Raw genomic sequence first — 19822 nt, forward strand, 5'->3', positions numbered from 1 at the left:
TCTGGCACGTTCGAACCGCCGGCACAAAACCTCACAGGAGGGATCTTCATGAGCGACCCGCTCAACGCATTTCCAACGGTCTGCGGACAGACCCTGCGGACGCTGGCGCGCTATCCGTCGCGGACGGCGTTTGCCTGGCCGGGCGGCTCGCTCACCTATCAGGGCGCGACCGACCTGATCGGGCGCATGCAGAACGTCTTCATTGGTCTCGGCCTGCCGCCGGGCACCCGCGCGGCCTTCCTCACCGCCAACCGCGCCGACAGCTGGTGCGCCGGCGTCGCTGCCCAATTGTCGCGGCTGGCGCTGACCTGGCTGCATCCGCTCGGCTCGCTTCAGGACCAGCTGTTCCAGCTCGAGGATTCCGAGGCGCAGGTGCTGGTGATCGACGCGGTCGCCTTCGGCGATCGCGGCGGCGAGCTCGCGGCGCGGGCGGCGGGCGTCAAGACCGTGTTCACGCTCGGACCCACCGATTATGGCATCGACCTGTTGCAGCGACTGGAGCAGGCAGGCCACGCCACCGCGCGCAGCCTTGCCGGCCCCGACGATCTCGCCACGCTGAATTATACCGGCGGCACGACCGGCAAATCCAAGGGCGCGCTGCGCACCCACCGCGAATATGGCGGCTTCGCCACCGCCATTCTCGCCGACTTCGAAATCCCGGATGCCGCGCGCTACCTGACGGTCGCTCCAATCAGCCATGTCGCAGGAACGAAAGTGCTGCCGACCTTGATGCGCGGCGGCACCGTGCACATGCTGAAAGGATTCGATCCCGAAGCCGTGCTGCAGACCATCCAGCGCGAGCGCATCAATTTCACGCTGTTCGTGCCGACCATGATCTATGTGCTGCTGGATCATCCGGCACTTGCCAACACGGACCTCTCCTCGCTTGAGCTCGTGCTTTATGGCGCCTCCGCGATGTCGCCGTCGCGGCTCGTCGAAGGCATCGAGCGGATCGGGCCGGTGTTCTCGCAGCTCTACGGCCAGACCGAATGCTATCCGGTCTCGGTGCTGCGCAAGGCCGATCATGATCCCAAGCGACCCGAGCTGCTTTTGTCCTGCGGCTTCCCGATCGCAGCCTGCGAAGTGAAAATCCTCGACGACAATGACCAGGAGGTCGAGACCGGCGCGGCGGGGGAAATCTGCGTGCGCGCGCCGCACGTGATGCGCGAATACTGGAAGCGTCCCGACATCACCGCCGAGACCTTGAAGAACGGCTGGCTGCACACCGGCGACATCGCGCGCAAGGACGAACGCGGCTACATGTTCATTCTCGACCGCAAGAAGGACATGATCGTCTCCGGCGGCTTCAACATCTTTCCGCGCGAGGTCGAGGACGTGCTGTCGCAGCATGCCGATGTCGCGATGGTCGCGGTGGTCGGAGTGCCCGACGACAAATGGGGCGAGGCGGTCACCGCGGTGGTCGTCGCGCGCGAGGGCGCACAGCCAAATCCGGATGAGCTGATCAATCTGGTGAAGGCGCGCAAGGGCCCGGCGCATGCGCCCAAGCAGGTCAAGTTCGTCAACGAATTGCCGATGACGGGCGTCGGCAAGGTCGACAAGAAGGTGCTGCGCGCGAGCTTCTGGGCTGGCAGGGATCGGATGGTGGGGTAGCGAAGTGAAGAAGCGAGGCCCTCACCGTTTTTCGATCACGAGGCTCTGCACGGCGCGGCCGAAATAGCCGCGCTGATCGGCGAGCCGCATCATTGCCAGGCCCGCGCCGTCAGGACCGATCCAGGATTCGCCGTCGAGCAGCACCCATTCGCCGACCGGCTCGCGAGCCATGCTGACGGTGAGATCGGCATTGAGAAAGGTCCAGTGCCGGAAATCCAGCGCGGCCGAGGTGCCGTTGGCGAAGTCGGCGGCGGCGACGGCGCGCATCGCCTGCGAAACGGCAAAACCTTCCACCAACCGCCGGTCGACCCGGTACCAGATGGCGCCCGGACCAGGCACGCCGAACTTGCCACGAGCCGATCGCAGCGACATGCCGGTGACGAAGGCGCTGTTGGAGAATTGGGCCGGGTCTTCCGGCGCCTCGTCAGGCCCCGGAAGCGCGACTTTCTCTTCGGTGAGATCGCCCGGCAGCGGCAGCGCGACAGTCCTGACCTTGAGCACGGTCGCGGCCACCACCAGGACGCCGTCGGCTTTCAGCCTGACGGCGCAGAGCTGGATCTTTCGCCCATCACGCAATACCTCGGTCTCAAAGGTGAGTGGTGCAAGCGGCACCGGACGCATCAGATCGATGGTCACGCGCGCGATCCGCATCTCGCTCGGAGTGGCGATGCGCTCGGCAGCCCACACTGCGAGCGACGACGGTGCAGCACCATGCTGCATGCGCGGGTCCCAGGGGCCGGCCGCATTGGGACTGACGAGGACACGATTGTCCTCCACGCGGAAAATGGCGTCCATCGATCAGGCCGCGGCCGCGGATACAGAAATGCGAGCGGCAGACTCAGCTTGCGCGGCGCAACGGCTCGTTCGGCAGCTCGATATCCACTTCCAGCGTCGAGACATGTTTTCCCCTGTCCATCTTGACCACGACCTTGTCAGGATCAAGCGTAACATGTCGCGAGACGACGGCGAGAATTTCTTCACGCAGCCGCAACAGAAGATCGGGCTGGCCGAGCGTGCTGCGCTCGTGGGCGAGCAATATCTGCAGCCGCTCGCGCGCGACGGTCGCGGAGGGATTGCGATTGGAGAAGAACCGCAGCAAGCTCATGCAGCCCTCCGTCCGAGCAGCTTGTTGAAAAGCCCCTTGCGCTCGGCCGGCACCACCATCGGCACGGTCTCGCCGCACAGCCGCTTCGTCGCGTCCATGTAGGCACGCGCCGCGGCGCTGCCCGGGCTGTTCAGGGTGACGGGACAGCCGATATTGGAGGCGCGCAGGATGTCCTGGCTCTCCGGGATGATGCCGAGCAGCGGCGTTGCCAGGATCTCCAGCACGTCCTCGATGCCGAGCATCTCGCCGCGCGCCGCGCGGCCGGCATCATAGCGCGAGATCAGGATGTGCTTTTCGACGCGCTCGCCATTCTCCGCCCTCACCGTCTTGGAATCCAGCATGCCGATGATGCGGTCGGAGTCCCGGACCGAGGAGACCTCGGGATTGGTGACGATGATGGCCTCGTCGGCAAAGCGCATGGCGAGCGTCGCGCCGCGCTCGATGCCGGCGGGGCTGTCGCAGACCACCCAGTCGAAGCTCGGCTTGAGCTCGGCGATGACGCGCGCGACGCCCTCTTCCGTCAGCGCATCCTTGTCGCGGGTTTGGGAGGCCGGCAAGAGCCAGAGATTTTCCAGCCGCTTGTCGCGGATCAGCGCCTGGCTGAGTTTGGCCACGCCCTGCACCACGTTGATGAGATCGAAGACCACCCGTCGCTCCGCGCCCATCACGAGGTCGAGGTTGCGCAGGCCGACATCGAAATCCACCACCACGACCTTCTGTCCGCTTTGCGCCAGCGCTGCGCCGATCGCAGCCGTGGACGTGGTCTTGCCGACACCACCTTTGCCCGACGTCACCACGAGCACTTTGGCCATCATGAACCTCCTTTGAACTCTCTGAACTCTCTGCTTCAAGTAAGCGGCGTAATCCGCATGATCCGGCCGTCAAGCCACGCCTGCGCGGGCCGATTGCGCAGGCTTGCATCCAATTCTTCAGCGGTCTGGTAGTAGCCGTCGATCGCGAGCAGCTCGGCCTCGATCTTCTGGCAAAAGATCCGCGCCGATGGATTGCCGTTGACGCCTGCCATGGCGCGACCGCGCAGCGTCCCGTAGACATGGATGGAGCCACCGGCAACGATTTCCGCACCCGAACCGACCGAACCGAGCACGGTGACGTCGCCGTCGGGAAACACCACCGACTGCCCCGAGCGCACGGGAATATCGAGCATGAGCGAAGCAACGGGCGGCTTCACCTCCGGCTTCTCCGGCTCGGCCAGTGCGATCGCGCAAGTGCGGCCGCCGCTCAAGGCCGGCGGCATGTTCGAGGTGAGCAGCGATGCGTCCACGCCCTCGATGCCGAGAACGCGGATGTTCTTCTTGTCGAGGCTCACGATGAGATGCGTGATCGCGGCACGACTGAGCTCGACCGCGGAGAGATCGAGCACGACCGGCTTGCCGACGAAAAAGCCGGGCGAGCGCACCAGCGTATCGTCGAGCTCGTGCAGCCATTCCATGATCGGCACCACCGGCGTCAGCACGAAAGCGAGATAGGAGCGGCCGCGCAGGCGAACCGGCTGAGTGACTGGTCCCGCGATAGCGTCCATGGGTTTCGACTCACCGTTCGTATTAAGGGTTGACAAACTCAACGGCCGCCATGGTTAACGGACGGTTAATTCCGAAACCGCGACCCACAATGTCCCCAGTTGGTCGCAGAAATGCCCAACAACGCGCAGGGTGAACAAAGACTCAACGCGCTTCTGCCCTGATTTGAGCGCAATATGGTCGCAGGTTTGTTCCATCACTTCTTTGTTGAAACGAGCAGACCGTCACGTCCGCGCGTGAGCTTCGGCGTTTGCCAAAGATCTGCCAGGGCATGGGCAATGTGATGAATGGCGACGCCGCGATCTCGAATCATCTTCGCGATCAGCCCGCCGGCAATTGGCGCGATGCGCCGCCGGCCGGGCAATACGTCCGATTCTTCCGCGCGCGGCTGGACAGCCGCTCTCAAAGGGCTGCTCGACCTTTTCTGTTTCCGGCCTGCGAAGCCGGGAGCGTGTCAGCGTGCGTCAGGTGAATGTGGAAGGAGTAGCGTATGAGTGTGTTACGTGAGGACAGCCCGATCGATCCACAGGATCCGCGGCACTATGCGCCGCGTCGGACCAGCCCGCGTGCCGAGCTGCGCCTTTCGACCGTCAGCGCCGCCGTGGGCGAGACGGCCTTCGACCGGTCATCGAAACCGGAACTGGTCCGCCGCGCACCGCTGCCGCCGACATCCCTGAGTGCCGAGCTGGAGCATGCCGTGTTCCAATCGCTGCAGCGTCAGATGGACCCGGAGATCATTCCGGAGCCGCCCATGACCGACGGACGCTTGTGGCGTCGCGCATGGATCGGCGTCGGTGCCGCCGTCGCAGCAGCCGCCATCGCAGCGACACTGCTCGTCGTGCTCACTCCGCACGACGATTCCGGCGCATCACTCGCGGCCGCGTCATCGCCGGCACAGGACGACGCGACGAAGCCGGCGCTGGCGCAATTCCGCGCGTTGCTCGGCGCCAACGACGGCGACCAGACCGTCAACCACGACCAGACTGTCCACCACGAACAGTCCGTCAACCACGAACAGTCCGACCAGCTGCTGCAGCAATTCATGCAGTGGCGCCAGAAGAGCGATGCAGGAGATCAAGCTCGCTAAAGCATGATCCGGAAACGTGTGTAGCGGAGTTTCGGAAAGCTCATGCTCAATCAAAGACCTGAAGCGCGATGATGATACAACCAAATCTCATCGCGTCTCGGCAGACACCCAAGGGGGAAATCACCATGGCTCATCACGCGTCCAGCATCATCTCGACGCGGCATTGGCGGCGTCCTGTGGGCGTCGCCATGGCGCTCGTCGGCATCCTGATCGCCAACGCCGCACTGGCTGCGCCCGGCGACGTGGTCCGCGACCTCGCCGGCCGCGTCGGGCCGATCATCGGCTCGGCGCTCGCCTGTCCCGAGATCGCGCAGGCCCGCATCCAGACCATCGCCGACAAGTTTCGCGCGGTGATCAGGCAAACCGCGTCAAGCGACGCAGAGCGCGACGATCTCGCGCGCACCTTCGAGCGCTACGTCACCAACGGCCGCGGCGCGGTCAGCGGCGGCCGCGTCGACTGCAAATCGGCCGAGCGCCAGCTTGCCGATCTCGAGCAATCCCTCTCGGGACAGCCGTCCGCACCCGCCAGCAGCGGACCGTCGCTGTCCGGCGTCATCGCGCCGACGCCCGCGGCAGCCGCCACGGCGCCAATGGCACCGCTGTCGCTGCCGGCTCCCAGCAACGCCCGCGGCGTGACCGATCGCGAAATCAAGTTCGGCATCGTCGCGCCCTTCTCCGGCGCAGCGCGCGAGCTCGGCCGGCAGATGAAGCTCGGCATCGACACCGCCTTCAACCGCGCCAACGACGCAGGCGGCGTGGATGGACGCACGCTCAAGCTGATCGCGGCCGACGACGGCTACGAGCCGGCCCGGACGCTGGAGGCGATGAAGCAGCTCTACGACAAGGAGCAGGTATTCGGCTTCATCGGCAATGTCGGCACGCCGACCGCCGCCGTGGCGCTGCCCTTCGCACTTGAGCACCGCACGCTGTTCTTCGGCGCCTTCACCGGCGCCAATCTGTTGCGCAACGATCCGCCGGATCGCTATGTGTTCAACTTCCGCGCCTCCTACTCCGAGGAGACCGATGCGGTGGTGCGCTATCTGCTCAAGATCCGCCGCCTGCAGCCGCGGCAGATCGCGGTGTTCGCCCAGCAGGACGCCTATGGCGATGCCGGCTTTGCCGGGGTGGCAAAGGCCTACCGCGCGCTCGGACTGAACGACGGCGCGATCCTGCGCCTCAACTACAAGCGCAACACGGTGGACGTGGACGAAGCGGTCAATATGCTCAAGGTGCAGAAGCCCGCAATCAAGGCCGTGGTAATGGTCGCGACCTATCGTGCCGCGGCCAAGTTCATCGAGAAGACCCGCGACCTGTATCCCGGCATGATCTACTCCAACGTTTCCTTCGTCGGCTCGACCGAGCTAGCGGATGAATTGATGTTGCTCGGCCCGCGCTTTGCGAGCGGAGTGATCGTCACCCAGGTGGTGCCCGCGGTCGGCGGCTATTCCAGCGCGGTGATGGAATACAAGAATGCGCTCGCCAAATATTTTCCGGGTGAGGCGCCGGACTATGTCTCGTTCGAAGGCTACGTTGCAGCCAATGTGCTGATCCAGGGCATGAAGCGGTCTGGGCCCCTCGAAACCGAAAGGCTGATCGATACGCTGGAGAATATGCGCAATCTCGACCTCGGTCTCGGCACGCCGCTCAATTACGGCAGGGGCGAACACCAGGCCTCGCACAAGATCTGGGGCACCTCGATCGACGACAACGGAAAGTATCAGCCGATTGAACTGGAGTAGGGCGACCAGCGGAGCTGGTCCGTCCCCCTCGGTCCGGTGCAGCGACTGCGTTCGTGAAGCGCGGCGATTGCCGTTGCTTCACCTAGGACCGGTGTTGCTCCAGGTCGGAACTGCGTTTGTTACGCCTACCGAGGGCCAATAGTACGACCCAACTGACGGAGCGGTGACAGTTCCGATCGGAGATCCGGACGTGCCAAAAGTCGTTCTGGGTGCCGCTGCCGACATTCCAGAGCTGGCGTAAGTTCCGGGTTGCGCCGTCGAATAATGATGCGTGACATGCTTGTGCTTCTTTGCACTCGCAACAGAGGGCGCACCCGCCAGCGCAACGGTAAGAAGCGCAGCAATCGCCAGTCTGATCGTCATCATGGTTGTTCTCTCCCTTTCGTCTCGATAGGGGACAACGCACGTACCCGGCAATCTTAACACTAAAATCCTCTTGAGCCGTGTCACGGCTGCTTGTTCACCTGCATGGCGCGCCCCCCCCCCGCAGGAAGCCGTGCCCTTGAAACAGCAACGACGCGGACAGGCCTGTCGCCCCGCTCGCATCCTACGCCAGCGTCCCTCCCCTCGACGGACCGTCGACGGGGAGGGTGAACTTCGACGAGGCGATTGCCTGCTCTGCTCTTACAACGGCTGATCCTTGGCTTCGTCGTATTCCTTCTTGAACCGTGCAATCAGGTCCGCAGCCGGCGCGACCTTGCCGATCGAGCCGACACCCTGGCCACTGCCCCAGATCTCCTTCCATGCCTTCGGCTTGGCGCGCTCGCCGGAGGCGTCGGTGCCAAAGCTCATCTTGGAGGAATCGGAGGTCGGCAGGCTCTCCGGATCCATGCCGGCGGCGACGATCGAGGGCTTCAGGTAATTGCCGTGCACGCCGGTGAAGAGGTTCGAATAGACGATGTCCTCGGCGCTGGATGAGGTGATCATCTCCTTGTAGTGCTCTACGGCGTTGGCCTCCTGTGTCGCAATGAAGGCCGACCCGATATAGGCGAAATCCGCCCCCAGGATGCGCGCCGCGCGGATGGCGCGGCCGTTGCCCATCGCGCCCGACAGCGCGATCGGACCATCGAACCACTGCCGCGTCTCCGCCACGAAGGCAAAGGGCGAGATGGTGCCGGCGTGGCCGCCTGCGCCGGCCGCCACCAGGATCAAGCCGTCGGCGCCCTTCTCGATCGCCTTGTGAGCGAATTTCTGGTTGATCACGTCGTGGAAGACGATGCCGCCCCAGTTGTGCGCCGCCTGATTGAGCTCCTCCCGCGCGCCGAGCGAGGAGATGATCATCGGCACCTTGTGCTTCTCGCAAAGCGCAAGATCATGATCGAGCCGGTTGTTCGACTTGTGCACGATCTGGTTCACCGCGAACGGCGCCGAAGGCCGCTCGGGATGGGCTTTGTCATAGGCGGCAAGCTCCTCCCTGATGCGATGGAGCCATTCGTCGAGCAATTCCGGCGGCCGCGCATTGAGCGCTGGAAACGAGCCGACCACGCCAGCCTTGCATTGGGCGATCACGAGATCGGGCACGGAGATGATGAACAGCGGCGCACCGATCACGGGGATCGAGAGGCGGCCCTTGAACAAGGCTGGCATGGACATGCGCGAACGTTTCCTTTGGCTTATTCCGCGATGCGGGATGGTTTGCTTTCCACTGTAAAGATGCCAGACATCATGCCATGAAAGCAACTGCGGGAACGCGTGCGCCGGGAGATTGGAGCTCGGCGATACGATTGGCCTCTCCGCGGAGCGAATTCGCGACAATTTTCCTACACTCAACGCGACTGCCGTTCCCGACGTGAAGATCTCCGCCGGAGGTATCGCGATGAAGCAAGCCGTGACCGTGGGACTGGCTGTCGTTGCGGCAACGGCCCTGCTGGAGGTGGCCCTGGTGCCGGGCATCCTGATCGGCGGCGCCGCGGTGCTCGCGCCGCGCTTATTAGTCGGCAGTTGCCGGCCGGCGCGGCGCTGGCAGCCGAATGAATTACTGGCAGAGCGCGCCTGGCGTCTTCAGCGATAGGACCGTGCGAGACTTCGGCCTCAGCCCGATACTCGGTCGCCAACGCGCCGGTATCAGAGCAGCCAGTAGACGATGACGAACCCGAAGACGAGCACGGCGGCGCCCAGCACTACCCACAGCGTGAGGTTCTTCTCGATCCTGACCCTGATCCATTCGCCGTAGCGGTTGAGCAGGACGGCCGCGACAAAGAAGCGCATCCCGCGCGCGATGATCGAGCACAGGATGAACAGCCAGACATTGAAGCCGGCAAAGCCCGAGGTGATGGTGACGAGCTTGTAGGGAATGGGGGTCAGCCCCTTGCCGATGATGATCAGCGCGCCCCAGGTCGAATAGCCGGCACGAAACGCCTCGACCTTGTCCGAGAGATGGTAGACATCGATCAGCCAATGGCCGAGCGAGTCATAGAGCAGTGCGCCAATGGCGTAGCCCAGGATGCCGCCGAGCACGGACGCCACCGTGCAGACCGCTGCATAGAGCCAGGCGGATTTGGGGCGCGCCAGCGACATCGGGATCAGCATCACGTCCGGCGGCACCGGGAAGAACGAGCTTTCCGCGAACGCCACGCCCGCCATGATCCACAGCGCATACGGCTTGTGCGCGGCGTCGATACACCAGTCATAGATCCGTTTCAGCATGGCCGCGATGAACCACCATGCGACGGATTTGTCCACCTCGCGACGGAGCAAATTTTTATGAGGGAACCAGGCCGACACCGATTTTGCCATGCGACAAACCGGCCGAGTTTGCGCGGGAATCGTGCTTAACGAATGGTCCGTGGCGCGATGGCGACGGCGACCAAGGCCTAGTGCCGCTTGCGCAGATTGCGGCCTTCCAACGCCACAATGGGCCGCCGGGCGGCAGCGCGGGCGGCGGCGGGCTTCGGCATTTTCAGCGCTGACTTCGGCAGCTTCTCGGCGATGCCGAGCAGGTGCTCGCGCCGCTCCATCTCGCGCCAGACGTCGGCCGGGCGGACGCCCGCGGCGGCCCACAGCACCGCGAGATTATAGAGCAGGTCAGCGCTTTCGCGGATCATGGCGTCCGCGTCCCCGTTGACGGAATCGATCGCAACCTCGATGGCCTCCTCGGCCACCTTCTTGGCCATCTTGGCCGGGCCGCGCTGAAACAGCCGCGCGGTGCGCGACGTGGCGGGGTCCAGATGTCGGGCGGCCAGCACCGCCTGATAGAGTCGTTCGATCGAATCGCTCATGACCACCGAAGATAGACGAAAGCCATCGCCAGCGCGTTAACGCAAAGAGTTAAAAGAAAAAATCCGCCGGCAGGAGACCGGCGGATCAAGGTCAAGGAGGAGCCGCTCAAGAGCGGATGTCCGGTTGTATTTTTAGGCCGATTCGCCCGCGCGCCGAAACCGTACGATTACGGACCACCGTATTCGTACGGTCATCTCAGAATGGGCTTTCGGCCGCTGCGACGGGCGGCTTACTCCGAATTCGCCGTGGCGAATTGCTCATGAAACGTTCAGATTCGATCCGCCACAATGGCCGGCGTGGCGGTTGCATCGCCTGGCCAGCCCAACCGCTGGCACAGCCGCTCCTGGCGTAACATGATGCGTAGAAGACGGACGAGCCTGTTTCGCTGCTGTCTCGCCGCGCTGGCGAGCCTCGCTATGCTCGTGTCGGGTGGGACCGGCAGCGGCCGAGCGGCCGACAACCGGCGCATCACCCAGGTTCAGCTCGCCTTCGACCGCCCGCTCGACGCCGGCATGGCGCCGTTCGTGCTCGCGGCAAATCGCGGCCTGTTCGGGGCGGAGAATCTGGCCGTCAATTTCGGCTTTGCGGACGGCTCGCCGGAGGCGATTGCACGGGTTGCGTCCGGTGCCAGCGAATTCGCGCTTATCGACATCAACGAGCTGGTCCGCTTCCGCGACAAGGCGGATGCCCCGCCGGTCAAGGCCGTGTTCGTGCTATTCAACCAGGCGCCTTATGCCATCGTCGCACGCAAGAGCCGCGGCATCCATGGGCTGTCGGATATTCAAGGCAAGACGCTTGGGGCCGCGGAAAGCGACCTGTCGTTCCGTCTGTGGCCGGCGCTGGCGAATGAAAACGGCATCAAGGCGTCGAGCGTGAAGGTCTACAAAATGAGCGCGGCAGTGCGCGAGCCGATCCTGTCCGCGGGCCAGGTCGATGCGGTGGCCGGCTTCTCCTATCTGTCGGCCGTCAATCTGCGCGACCGCGGCGTGCCGGCAGGCGACCTCGCGGTGCTGCGCTACGCCGATTATGGCTGCGCGGCCTATGGCTTTGCCGTCATCGTCAATCCAGCCTTCGCGGCGGCAAAGCCTGAGGCCGTCAGGGGCTTTTTGCGCGCGGTCATCGCCGGCATCCATCTCGCCATCGAGCAGCCCGAACGCGCGGCCGACGAGGTCGTCGCCCGCATGGATGGCGGGCAGCGCGATCTGGAACTGGAGCGGCTGCGCACCGTGATTGCCGACAACATCCTGACCGGCGAGGTCAGGCGCAACGGTCTTGGCGGCATCGATCCGGCGCGCTTTGCTCGCGCGATCGACCAGATCGGCGAAGACTTCAGATTTCACAAAAAGCCGCAAGCCGGCGATATCTTCGATGACAGCTTCCTGCCGCCGGCAAGCTTGCGCCTGATCAATTGAGCTTGCGCGCGATCCCGGATTAGAATGCGCTTCCTGCCCACCGTCTGGCGGGCGCTTGGGGATCCTGTCGGCATGTTCCGCCTTTATGTTCGTGTGCTCGAACTGCTCGGCAAGGAGGCGCGGCTTGGTCTCGCTCTCGCCTTCGCCAATCTGGTGCTGGCCGGCGCCCAGTTCGCCGAGCCGGTGCTGTTCGGTCGCATCGTTGACGTGCTCTCGTCCGACAAGCCGGCCTCTTCGGCCTGGCCGCTGTTAGGAGCCTGGGTCGCGTTCGGGCTGTTCACCATCATCACCGGCGCCGCCGTTGCGCTGAATGCGGATCGGCTGGCGCACCGGCAGCGCCAGGCCGTGCTCTCGAACTATTTCGAGCATATCATGCAGCTTCCCCTCACCTTCCATTCCGGCACCCATTCGGGGCGGCTGATGAAGGTGATGCTCAACGGCACCGACGCGCTCTGGCGGCTGTGGCTCGGCTTCTTCCGCGAGCATTTCGCCGCCATCCTCTCGGTGATCGTGCTGCTGCCGCTGTCGCTGGTGGTGAACTGGCGGCTTGCGATCCTGCTGTTCGTGCTCTGCATCGTGTTCACGCTGATCACCACCTTCGTGGTGCGCAAGACCTACGGCATGCAGAGCCAGGTCGAGGAGCACTACAGCGATCTCTCGGCACGCGCGTCCGATGCCATCGGCAATGTCGCGCTGGTGCAAAGCTTCGTGCGGATCGAGGCCGAGGTGCAGGGCCTGCGCTTCATCGCCGCCAATCTGTTGCAGGCGCAGATGCCGGTGCTGTCCTGGTGGGCGCTGGTCACCGTGATCACCAAGGCTTCCACCACCATCACGGTGCTGGCGATCTTTGCACTCGGCATCGCGCTGCATGCCAGAGGCCTGACCACGGTCGGCGAGATCGTGATGTTCGTCTCCTTCGCCACCATCCTGATCCAGAAGCTGGAGCAGGTGGTCGCCTTCATCAACAACATCTTCATGGAGGCGCCGCGGCTGAAGGAATTCTTCCAGGTGCTGGACGCGGTGCCCGCGGTGCGCGACCGGCCCGATGCGATCGAGGCCGGACGGCTTGCGGGGCTGGTCGAGTTCAGCGACGTGACCTTCTCCTATGACGGCAAGCGGCCGGCGGTCGAGGACCTCTCCTTTACCGCGCTGCCCGGCCAGACCATCGCGCTGGTCGGGCCGACCGGCGCCGGCAAGTCCACCGCGATTGCGCTGTTGCACCGCGCCTTCGACCCGCAATCCGGCTTCATCAAGATCGACGGCATGGACGTGCGCGGGATCAAGCTCGCCGCGCTGCGCCGGAACATCGGCGTGGTGTTCCAGGAGGCGCTGCTGTTCAACCGCTCGATTGCCGACAATTTGCGCGTCGGCAAGCCGGATGCGAGCGAGGAGGAGATGCGCAAGGCCGCGGCGCGGGCACAGGCGCTGGAGTTCATCGATCGCAGCAGCCACGGTTTCGACACCAATGTCGGCGAGCGCGGGCGGCTGTTGTCCGGCGGCGAGCGGCAACGGCTGTCGATCGCACGCGCGCTGTTGAAGGATCCACCGATCCTGATCCTGGACGAGGCGACCAGCGCGCTCGACGCGGTCACGGAAGCAAAAGTGAACGCGGCGCTCGACGAAGTGATGAGAGGGCGCACCACTTTCGTGATCGCCCACCGCCTGTCCACCATCCGAAACGCGACGCGAATCCTTTTGTTCGAGAGCGGGCGGGTGATCGAAAGCGGAACTTTCGATGAACTCGTGGCAAAAGGCGGCCGTTTTACGGAACTCGCGCGCGCCCAGTTCATGGTGCAAGAGAGTGTGAAACAAAGCACCGACCAGAACGCGAACCAAAGCACCGAGACGTCGGCCGGAAGCTCCATCGTCAAGGCTTGATATCCGGTCAGAATTCGGCCGTGATATCCGAGGAATAAGTCGGCGGAAGCCTCTGTTCTGGATCGCCGAGCCGGTATAGGTTTCGACTTGCCGTGCGCGCCGGCGCCACAACATGCGTGAGAACAGACTTTCGCGTTCAAGACCCGTCTTTGTCTCGCCTGAGCAGGCGGATCTTGAGAGAAGGATCGCAAAGGACCGGAACCGGATTGTGCCTCTGCTTCGCACCTCGCATCTTTTTTCGCCGTTCCGCGGCCTGCTTCGCAAAGCCGCGCTGAACGGAATGGTGCTCGCCGCCGCGCTGGCGTTCGCCGCGCCGCGCGTTGCCTGCGCCACCGAGGCGCATCTTCTGATCGAGGCCGATACCGGCAAGGTGCTGGAGGCCGAGAACGCGACCATCCCGTGGTACCCCGCGTCCCTGACCAAGATCATGACCGCCTATGTCACGCTCAAGGCCGTCAAGGATGGCAAGATCACGCTCGATACGCTGTTCACCGTATCGCCGACGGCGGCCTCGCAATCGCCGTCGAAGATGGGCTTCAAGCCGGGCACGCGGGTGACCGTCGACAACGCGCTGAAGATGATGCTGGTGAAATCTGCCAACGACATGGCGGTGGTGCTCGCCGAGGGCGTTGGCGGCTCGATCGACGGCTTCTCCGCGATGATGAACGACACTGCGCAGAAGCTCGGCATGACGCAGACGAGCTATGTCAATCCGAACGGACTGCCCGCCGATGGCCAGATCACCTCGGCGCGCGACCTCGGCATCCTGTCGCGCTCCTTCCTGCGCGACCTCCCCGAATATGAGTATTACGTCCACATTCCCGCGATCCGCTTCGGCAAGCGTGTCACGCAGAATTTCAACAAGCTGATCGGCCGTTACCCTGGTGCCGACGGCTTCAAGACCGGCTTCATCTGCGCCTCCGGTTACAATCTGGTCGGCTCGGCCACCCACAACGGAAGGCGGCTGATCGCCGTCGTGCTGGGCGCCTCCTCGGGCCAGATGCGCGCGGTGCGCGCTGCCCAGCTGCTTGAGCGCGGCTTCGCGCAGAACTCGCTGGGCTGGCTGAAGCCCTCGCTCGGCACGGTCGAAAACCTGGCGCCTGTCGACACCTCTCCACCGAACCTGCGCGACGATATGTGCGGCGGCCATCGCCACAAGCCGGCGAGCGACGAGGACGAGGTCGCGAGCAACGGTACGGCTGGATCGACCGGCGCAGGCGACACCAACCCGATGTTCTACACTGCGGGCCTGCAGCCGCCGGTCGCCAATCCTGTGGCGCTGATCGCAGGTGCCCCTGAGCCGAATGAACCTGTTGTCGTCTACACCGGGCCGACGCGGACGGGAGCCGCGCTGATCGCAGCCGTTGCTGCTGACACGGCGAGCCAGGACACGCCAAAGGCCAGGGGCAAGAAGGCGCGTCTTGCGGCAAAGAAACCGGACGCGGCGGCCGAAGCGAAGAGCGACGCCAAATCCGAGCCAAAGGCTGCGACCAAGCCTGCAGCCGCCAAACATGCCAATGCCAAGCCGAACGCTGCCGCAAAATCGGCTGACAAGCCTGCCGCCACAGCGTCGGATGTCACGACCGCCAAGCCCGTCAAGCCCAAACCGGTCGCCGCCAAAAAGCCGAAGCCTACGACGGGGGACGGCAAGCCGGCCGCCTCGGATGCCAAGCCGTCCGGCTAGCGTGCGGCAAAGCGGCCGTTAATCCAAAGCAGCTGCAGCAACTTGGCCCGCTTGCCATGGCCGCGCCCATGGCCCAATACTGCGTTAAAACAAGCCACCCCGCCTTGGGCGGGCGTGTGCTTCGGTAGAGGGGAGAGGCCATGGAGCGGATCTGGCTAAAGCAATACCCAGCCGGCGTGCCGGCCGATATCGACATCAGCCAATATGGCTCGCTGGTCGCGCTCCTCGAGGAGAGCTTTGCGAAATTCTCAGCTCGCAAGGCCTTCATCTGCATGGACAAGTCGATCAGCTACCGCGACCTCGACGAGATGTCGAAGGCGCTGGCAGCCTTCCTGCAGAGCAGGGGACTGACCAAGGGCGCACGCGTCGCGCTGATGATGCCGAACGTGCTGCAATACCCGATCGCGACCGCCGCGGTGCTGCGCGCGGGCTACGCCGTCGTCAACGTCAATCCGCTCTACACCCCGCGCGAGCTCGAGCATCAGCTCAAGGACTCCGGCGCCGAGGCGATCGTCGTACTGGAGAACTTCGCCCACACCGTTGAGCAGGTGTTGCCGCATACCGAGGTCAAGCACGTCATCGTCGCCAGCATGGGCGACCTGCTCGGCTTCAAGGGCGTGATCGTCAACCTGGTGGTACGCCGGGTGAAGAAGATGGTGCCGGCCTTCTCGTTGCCGTCAGCGGTCGCCTTCAACGACGCGCTCGCGGCGGGCAAGCGCCTGTCCTTCAACAAGCCGAAGATCGGGCCCGACGACGTCGCCTTCCTGCAATATACCGGCGGCACCACCGGCGTCTCCAAGGGAGCGACCCTGCTCCACCGCAACATCGTGGCCAACGTGCTGCAGAACGACGCCTGGCTGCAGCCGGCACTGGTGAGCCCGCCGCATGTCGACCAGTTACTGGTCGTCTGCGCGCTGCCGCTCTATCACATCTTCGCACTGACTGCCTGCTATCTGCTCGCGGTGCGCGCCGGTGGCGCCAATCTTCTGATTCCGAACCCGCGCGACATAGCCGGCTTCATCAAGGAGTTGATGAAGTATCAGGTCAACAGCTTCCCCGCAGTCAACACGCTCTACAACGGACTGATGCACCACCCCGACTTCGCCAAGCTCGATTTCTCCAAGCTGAAGATCTCCAACGGCGGCGGCATGGCGGTGCAACGGCCCGTCGCCGAGCAGTGGAAGAAGATCACCGGCTGCTCGATCGCGGAAGGCTACGGCCTGTCGGAGACCTCGCCGACACTGACTTGCAATCCCGCGACGATGGCCGAGTTCAACGGCTCGATCGGCATTCCCGTGCCCTCGACCCTGATCTCGATCCGCGACGACGACGGCAAGGAGGTGCCGATCGGCGAGGCCGGCGAGATTTGCGCCAAGGGCCCGCAGGTGATGGTCGGCTACTGGAACAGGCCCGACGAGACCGCGAAGGTGATGACCGCGGACGGCTTTTTCCGCACCGGCGACATCGGCGTGATGGCGGCGGACGGCTACATCAAGATCGTCGATCGCAAGAAGGACATGATCCTGGTCTCGGGCTTCAACGTCTATCCCAACGAGATCGAGGAAGTGATCGCAAGTCACCCTGGCGTGCTGGAATGCGCCGTGATCGGCGTACCCGACGAGAAGTCGGGCGAGGCGGTGAAGGCCTTCGTGGTGAAGAAGGACCCGAACCTCACAGCCGAAGACATCGTCAAGTTCTGCCGCGATCAGCTGACCGCCTACAAGGTGCCCAGGCACATCGAGTTCAGGACCTCGCTGCCCAAGACCAATGTCGGCAAGATCCTGCGCCGGCAGTTGCGCGACGAGAAAACGGCGGCAGCGGCGTAAGGTCGTTTTCGCCCAGGTTCGCCTTTTGACCTTTTAACGCCAGGGTATTCTAGCTATATTCTAGCCAGAATGCCCTTTGCAATCGTCTTGGCACCCCAAGCCGTCGAGGACTTCAAGCGGCTCAAAGCGAACCTTCGGGCGTCGCTGCGCTCAGCGCTCGAAACCCATTTGCAGTCCGAGCCGAGGAAGGTCAGCCGCAGTCGAATCAAACGTTTGCGCGGATTGCGCCGCCCGCAATACAGGCTTCGGGTAGGAGAAATTCGGGTGTTCTATGACGTAGCCGATACGACCGTCGAGACCCTCGCGATCGTAACCAAATCGGAGGCCGAAACATGGCTCGTACAATTCGGAAATCCGGAGTGAAGGAAGTCCCGCTCTCGGAAATCAAGGATGATCTGTCCCGGTACCTTCGGGAAGCCGAGACACAGGAAATCATCATCACTCGGCACGGCAGACCGGCTGGCGTGTTGATTGGCTTCGAATCGGAAGAGGATTGGTTCGACTATCGCCTTGAGCACGATCCACGCTTCCTGCGTCGCATCGAACAGGCTCGCGGGAGCCTGCGTGCCGGACAAGGAGTCAGGCTGGAGGACGTTGACACGGAATAGGTCGCGCCCGAAGTGATTTCCCCGGTCACGAAAATGCACTAGAACGTGCCGTCCCGTTCAAGGAGAACCGACGATGACCATCCAAGTTGGCGACAAGCTGCCCGAGGCCAAATTCCGCGTCATGACGGCGGAGGGTCCGCAGGTCAAAACCACCGACGACATTTTCAAGGGCAAGAAGGTCGCGCTGTTCGCAGTGCCCGGCGCCTACACCGGCACCTGCCACAAGATGCACCTGCCGAGCATCTTCCTCAACGCCTATGCCATCAAGGACAAGGGCGTCGACACCATCGCCATCGTCTCCGTCAACGACGCCTTCGTGATGAACGCCTGGAAGCGCGACACCGACCAGCGCGACGAGGCGACTTTCCTCGCCGACGGCAACGCGGATTTCACCAAGGCGATCGGCATGGAGCTTGATGCGTCCGGCAACGGCCTCGGCATCCGCTCCAAGCGCTACTCGATGCTGGTCGACAATGGCGTGGTGAAGAAGCTCAACCTCGAGCCCGCCCCGGGCAAGGTCGAGGTCTCCGGCGGCGACACGCTGCTGGCGCAGCTGTAATTCCTTGTCGTCATTCCGGGGCGCGCGCAAGCGCGAACCCGGAATCCAGAGGTTGTGGCGCGAGATTCCGGGTTCGCCTCTTCGAGGCGCCCCGGAATGACCAAAAAAATCTACTCCCGTACCCTCTGCTGCATCCTTGCCATCGCGACACCGTCGCGAGCGAGTTGGTCGGCGCGCTCGTTCTCGTCGTGGCCGGCGTGGCCCTTGACCCAGTGCCAATGCACCTGGTGCGGCTTTAGTGCTTCGTCGAGGCGCTGCCACAGCTCGGCATTCTTCACCGGCTTCTTATCGGCGGTGCGCCAGCCGTTTCGCTTCCAGCCGTGGATCCAGCTGGTGATGCCCTGGCGCACATATTGGCTGTCGGTGTAGAGCTCGACGTCGCAGGGCTTCTTCAACGCTTCCAGCGCCGAGATCGCCGCCATCAGCTCCATTCGGTTGTTGGTGGTGTGAGGCTCGCCGCCCTTCAATTCCTTTTCAACGTCGCCGAAGCGCAGGATGGCGCCCCAGCCGCCCGGCCCGGGATTACCCGAGCAGGCGCCATCGGTGTACACGGCAACCTTGGGCAGAGCGCTCACGCGACCAGTCCTGCGGCAAGACCATAATCGCGCACGCTTCTGACGCTCTGGTGAAAGCGCAGCTTGCGGACATATTCCAGCGGGTCCTTCGGCCGCACCAGCGCGCCCGGCGGCACGTTCAGCCAGTCGACCAGCCGCGTCAGCAGAAAGCGGATCGCAGCGCCGCGCGCCAGTAGCGGCAGCGCGTCCTGCTCGGCCTCCGACAGCTTGCGCTCCTTGCCATAGGCGGAGAGGAAGGCGCGCGCCTTGGTGACGTTGAAGGAATGATCGGCCTCGAAGCACCAGGCGTTCAGGCAGATCGCGACGTCATAGGCGAGGATGTCGTGGCAAGCGAAGGTGAAGTCGATGATGCCGGAGAGCTTGTCGCCGAGAAAAAAGGCGTTGTCCGGAAACAGGTCGGCATGGATGACGCCATCAGGCAGATTGGTCGGCCACACGCCGCTCTCGAGATGATCGAGCTCGGCCGCGAGGAAGTCGCGCAGGCCCGGCTGCACCTCGTCGGCGCGCGAGGCCGCCGCATCGAACAGCGGCCGCCAGCCTGCGACCGACAGCGCGTTCTCCCGCGACATCGCAAAATCGCGGCCCGCCAGATGCATCTTGGCCAGCGCCCCACCTACGCCGGCACAATGGGTGGCGTTCGGCTTGCGCGGCCAGACGCCCTCAAGAAATGTGATGATCGCGGTCGGCCTCCCGACGAGTTCGCCGAGCGCTTCGCCGCGCCTGTTCTTGACCGGCTGCGGGCAGATGATGCCGTGTTCGGCCAGATGCGTCATCAGGCCGAGAAAGAACGGCAGGTCGCCCTTCGCGACACGCTTCTCATAAAGCGTCAGGATGAAGGAGCCCTTGGAGGTATGCAGCAGGAAGTTGGAATTCTCGACCCCCTCGGCGATGCCCTTGTAGGACAGCAGGTCGCCGAGGTCGTATTGGGCGAGGTACGCAGCAAGCTCGTCGGCGGCGACGTCGGTATAGACCGCCATGGGC

Annotated in this window: 21 protein-coding genes; 11 read left to right on the forward strand and 10 right to left on the reverse strand. The window is 64.0% G+C overall.

All coding sequences use genetic code 11. The features are described 5' to 3' along the window. Positions 1-48: 48 nt before the first annotated feature. Positions 49-1611 (forward strand): AMP-binding protein, encoded by a 1563-nt coding sequence (locus tag A3AI_RS0111510; protein ID WP_024515716.1) that lies wholly within the window; start codon positions 49-51, stop codon positions 1609-1611. 21 nt (positions 1612-1632) lie between these two features. Here A3AI_RS0111510 and A3AI_RS0111515 read toward each other — a convergent pair whose 3' ends face one another. The 5 genes from A3AI_RS0111515 to A3AI_RS47450 all read right to left on the reverse strand — a co-directional run bounded on the left by A3AI_RS0111515 (position 1633) and on the right by A3AI_RS47450 (position 4660). Continuing rightward, entirely contained in the window at positions 1633-2406 is a 774-nt protein-coding gene (locus A3AI_RS0111515; RefSeq protein WP_024515717.1) for a thioesterase family protein, read from the reverse strand. Between the two features lie 43 nt (positions 2407-2449). Then, complete coding sequence (minE, locus tag A3AI_RS0111520) at positions 2450-2716, reverse strand: cell division topological specificity factor MinE (RefSeq protein WP_024515718.1); 267 nt, start codon at positions 2714-2716, stop codon at positions 2450-2452. Then, a complete protein-coding gene (gene minD / locus A3AI_RS0111525; RefSeq protein WP_024515719.1) occupies positions 2713-3528 on the reverse strand; it encodes a septum site-determining protein MinD in 816 nt (271 codons plus the stop codon). Before minD ends, minE begins: the two co-directional genes overlap by 4 nt. A 35-nt stretch (positions 3529-3563) precedes the next feature. After that, the gene (minC, locus tag A3AI_RS0111530; protein ID WP_024515720.1) at positions 3564-4256 is read right to left on the reverse strand and encodes a septum site-determining protein MinC; all 693 of its coding nucleotides are present in this window, start codon (positions 4254-4256) and stop codon (positions 3564-3566) included. Positions 4257-4450: 194 nt separating this feature from the next. Further along, positions 4451-4660, reverse strand: coding sequence for a hypothetical protein (locus A3AI_RS47450; RefSeq protein ID WP_024515721.1), 210 nt, complete (start codon positions 4658-4660; stop codon positions 4451-4453). Between the two features lie 84 nt (positions 4661-4744). Between A3AI_RS47450 and A3AI_RS45215 the strand changes: the two genes are divergently transcribed. Further along, positions 4745-5341, forward strand: a complete 597-nt coding sequence (locus A3AI_RS45215) for a hypothetical protein (RefSeq protein WP_024515722.1) — start codon at positions 4745-4747, stop codon at positions 5339-5341. 125 nt (positions 5342-5466) lie between these two features. After that, on the forward strand, positions 5467-7080 hold the full coding sequence (locus tag A3AI_RS0111545) for an ABC transporter substrate-binding protein (RefSeq protein ID WP_024515723.1): 1614 nt from the start codon (positions 5467-5469) through the stop codon (positions 7078-7080). Positions 7081-7704: 624 nt separating this feature from the next. On the opposite strand, the gene A3AI_RS0111550 is transcribed toward A3AI_RS0111545, so the two are convergent. Continuing rightward, entirely contained in the window at positions 7705-8673 is a 969-nt protein-coding gene (locus tag A3AI_RS0111550) for an NAD(P)H-dependent flavin oxidoreductase (RefSeq protein ID WP_024515724.1), read from the reverse strand. Between the two features lie 112 nt (positions 8674-8785). On the opposite strand from A3AI_RS0111550, the gene A3AI_RS0111555 reads away from it, so the two are divergent. Next, the gene (locus A3AI_RS0111555; RefSeq protein WP_024515725.1) at positions 8786-9091 is read left to right on the forward strand and encodes a hypothetical protein; all 306 of its coding nucleotides are present in this window, start codon (positions 8786-8788) and stop codon (positions 9089-9091) included. Positions 9092-9144: 53 nt separating this feature from the next. On the opposite strand, the gene A3AI_RS0111560 is transcribed toward A3AI_RS0111555, so the two are convergent. Next, the gene (locus A3AI_RS0111560; RefSeq protein WP_024515726.1) at positions 9145-9726 is read right to left on the reverse strand and encodes a YqaA family protein; all 582 of its coding nucleotides are present in this window, start codon (positions 9724-9726) and stop codon (positions 9145-9147) included. Between the two features lie 167 nt (positions 9727-9893). Then, positions 9894-10298 carry a phosphoribosyl-ATP diphosphatase gene (gene hisE, locus A3AI_RS0111565; protein WP_024515727.1) on the reverse strand — a complete coding sequence of 135 codons (405 nt, stop codon included), beginning with the start codon at positions 10296-10298 and terminating at the stop codon, positions 9894-9896. A 354-nt stretch (positions 10299-10652) separates the two neighbouring features. Between hisE and A3AI_RS0111570 the strand changes: the two genes are divergently transcribed. From A3AI_RS0111570 to A3AI_RS0111600, 7 genes are all read left to right on the forward strand, one after another. After that, the gene (locus tag A3AI_RS0111570) at positions 10653-11711 is read left to right on the forward strand and encodes an ABC transporter substrate-binding protein (RefSeq protein WP_245286871.1); all 1059 of its coding nucleotides are present in this window, start codon (positions 10653-10655) and stop codon (positions 11709-11711) included. A 24-nt stretch (positions 11712-11735) separates the two neighbouring features. Next, a complete protein-coding gene (locus A3AI_RS0111575) occupies positions 11736-13589 on the forward strand; it encodes a glucan ABC transporter ATP-binding protein/ permease (protein WP_024515729.1) in 1854 nt (617 codons plus the stop codon). Positions 13590-13869: 280 nt separating this feature from the next. After that, entirely contained in the window at positions 13870-15273 is a 1404-nt protein-coding gene (locus tag A3AI_RS0111580; RefSeq protein WP_051382378.1) for a serine hydrolase, read from the forward strand. Positions 15274-15413: 140 nt separating this feature from the next. Then, the gene (locus A3AI_RS0111585; protein ID WP_024515731.1) at positions 15414-17099 is read left to right on the forward strand and encodes a long-chain fatty acid--CoA ligase; all 1686 of its coding nucleotides are present in this window, start codon (positions 15414-15416) and stop codon (positions 17097-17099) included. Positions 17100-17168: 69 nt separating this feature from the next. Further along, a complete protein-coding gene (locus A3AI_RS50215) occupies positions 17169-17462 on the forward strand; it encodes a type II toxin-antitoxin system RelE/ParE family toxin (RefSeq protein WP_024515732.1) in 294 nt (97 codons plus the stop codon). Further along, complete coding sequence (locus A3AI_RS0111595; protein ID WP_024515733.1) at positions 17459-17707, forward strand: type II toxin-antitoxin system Phd/YefM family antitoxin; 249 nt, start codon at positions 17459-17461, stop codon at positions 17705-17707. The genes A3AI_RS50215 and A3AI_RS0111595 overlap by 4 nt, the downstream gene beginning before the upstream one ends. A gap of 73 nt (positions 17708-17780) precedes the next feature. Further along, positions 17781-18266: a peroxiredoxin gene (locus A3AI_RS0111600; protein ID WP_024515734.1), complete on the forward strand. Its 486-nt coding sequence runs from the start codon at positions 17781-17783 to the stop codon at positions 18264-18266. A 110-nt stretch (positions 18267-18376) separates the two neighbouring features. On the opposite strand, the gene rnhA is transcribed toward A3AI_RS0111600, so the two are convergent. Both rnhA and A3AI_RS0111610 read right to left on the reverse strand, forming a co-directional pair. After that, complete coding sequence (rnhA, locus tag A3AI_RS0111605) at positions 18377-18841, reverse strand: ribonuclease HI (protein WP_024515735.1); 465 nt, start codon at positions 18839-18841, stop codon at positions 18377-18379. Continuing rightward, entirely contained in the window at positions 18838-19818 is a 981-nt protein-coding gene (locus tag A3AI_RS0111610; RefSeq protein WP_024515736.1) for a homoserine kinase, read from the reverse strand. Before A3AI_RS0111610 ends, rnhA begins: the two co-directional genes overlap by 4 nt. Positions 19819-19822: the final 4 nt, after the last annotated feature.

It is taken from the genome of Bradyrhizobium sp. Tv2a-2 (genome assembly GCF_000472425.1).
Classification (GTDB): Bacteria; Pseudomonadota; Alphaproteobacteria; order Rhizobiales; family Xanthobacteraceae; genus Bradyrhizobium.

Excerpts from the sequence above, each read along its gene's own strand:
- A3AI_RS0111575 (WP_024515729.1), top strand. The coding sequence starts at position 11,736 with ATGCGCTTCCTGCCCACCGTCTGGCGGGCGCTTGGGGATCCTGTCGGC.
- A3AI_RS0111570 (WP_245286871.1), top strand. The coding sequence starts at position 10,653 with ATGATGCGTAGAAGACGGACGAGCCTGTTTCGCTGCTGTCTCGCCGCG.
- A3AI_RS0111550 (WP_024515724.1), bottom strand. The coding sequence starts at position 8,673 with ATGTCCATGCCAGCCTTGTTCAAGGGCCGCCTCTCGATCCCCGTGATC.
- A3AI_RS45215 (WP_024515722.1), top strand. The coding sequence starts at position 4,745 with ATGAGTGTGTTACGTGAGGACAGCCCGATCGATCCACAGGATCCGCGG.
- A3AI_RS0111545 (WP_024515723.1), top strand. The coding sequence starts at position 5,467 with ATGGCTCATCACGCGTCCAGCATCATCTCGACGCGGCATTGGCGGCGT.
- A3AI_RS0111600 (WP_024515734.1), top strand. The coding sequence starts at position 17,781 with ATGACCATCCAAGTTGGCGACAAGCTGCCCGAGGCCAAATTCCGCGTC.
- A3AI_RS0111585 (WP_024515731.1), top strand. The coding sequence starts at position 15,414 with ATGGAGCGGATCTGGCTAAAGCAATACCCAGCCGGCGTGCCGGCCGAT.
- A3AI_RS0111610 (WP_024515736.1), bottom strand. The coding sequence starts at position 19,818 with ATGGCGGTCTATACCGACGTCGCCGCCGACGAGCTTGCTGCGTACCTC.
- hisE (WP_024515727.1), bottom strand. The coding sequence starts at position 10,298 with ATGAGCGATTCGATCGAACGACTCTATCAGGCGGTGCTGGCCGCCCGA.
- A3AI_RS0111515 (WP_024515717.1), bottom strand. The coding sequence starts at position 2,406 with ATGGACGCCATTTTCCGCGTGGAGGACAATCGTGTCCTCGTCAGTCCC.
- A3AI_RS0111560 (WP_024515726.1), bottom strand. The coding sequence starts at position 9,726 with ATGCTGAAACGGATCTATGACTGGTGTATCGACGCCGCGCACAAGCCG.
- A3AI_RS0111510 (WP_024515716.1), top strand. The coding sequence starts at position 49 with ATGAGCGACCCGCTCAACGCATTTCCAACGGTCTGCGGACAGACCCTG.
- minD (WP_024515719.1), bottom strand. The coding sequence starts at position 3,528 with ATGGCCAAAGTGCTCGTGGTGACGTCGGGCAAAGGTGGTGTCGGCAAG.
- minC (WP_024515720.1), bottom strand. The coding sequence starts at position 4,256 with ATGGACGCTATCGCGGGACCAGTCACTCAGCCGGTTCGCCTGCGCGGC.
- A3AI_RS50215 (WP_024515732.1), top strand. The coding sequence starts at position 17,169 with ATGCCCTTTGCAATCGTCTTGGCACCCCAAGCCGTCGAGGACTTCAAG.
- A3AI_RS0111580 (WP_051382378.1), top strand. The coding sequence starts at position 13,870 with ATGGTGCTCGCCGCCGCGCTGGCGTTCGCCGCGCCGCGCGTTGCCTGC.
- minE (WP_024515718.1), bottom strand. The coding sequence starts at position 2,716 with ATGAGCTTGCTGCGGTTCTTCTCCAATCGCAATCCCTCCGCGACCGTC.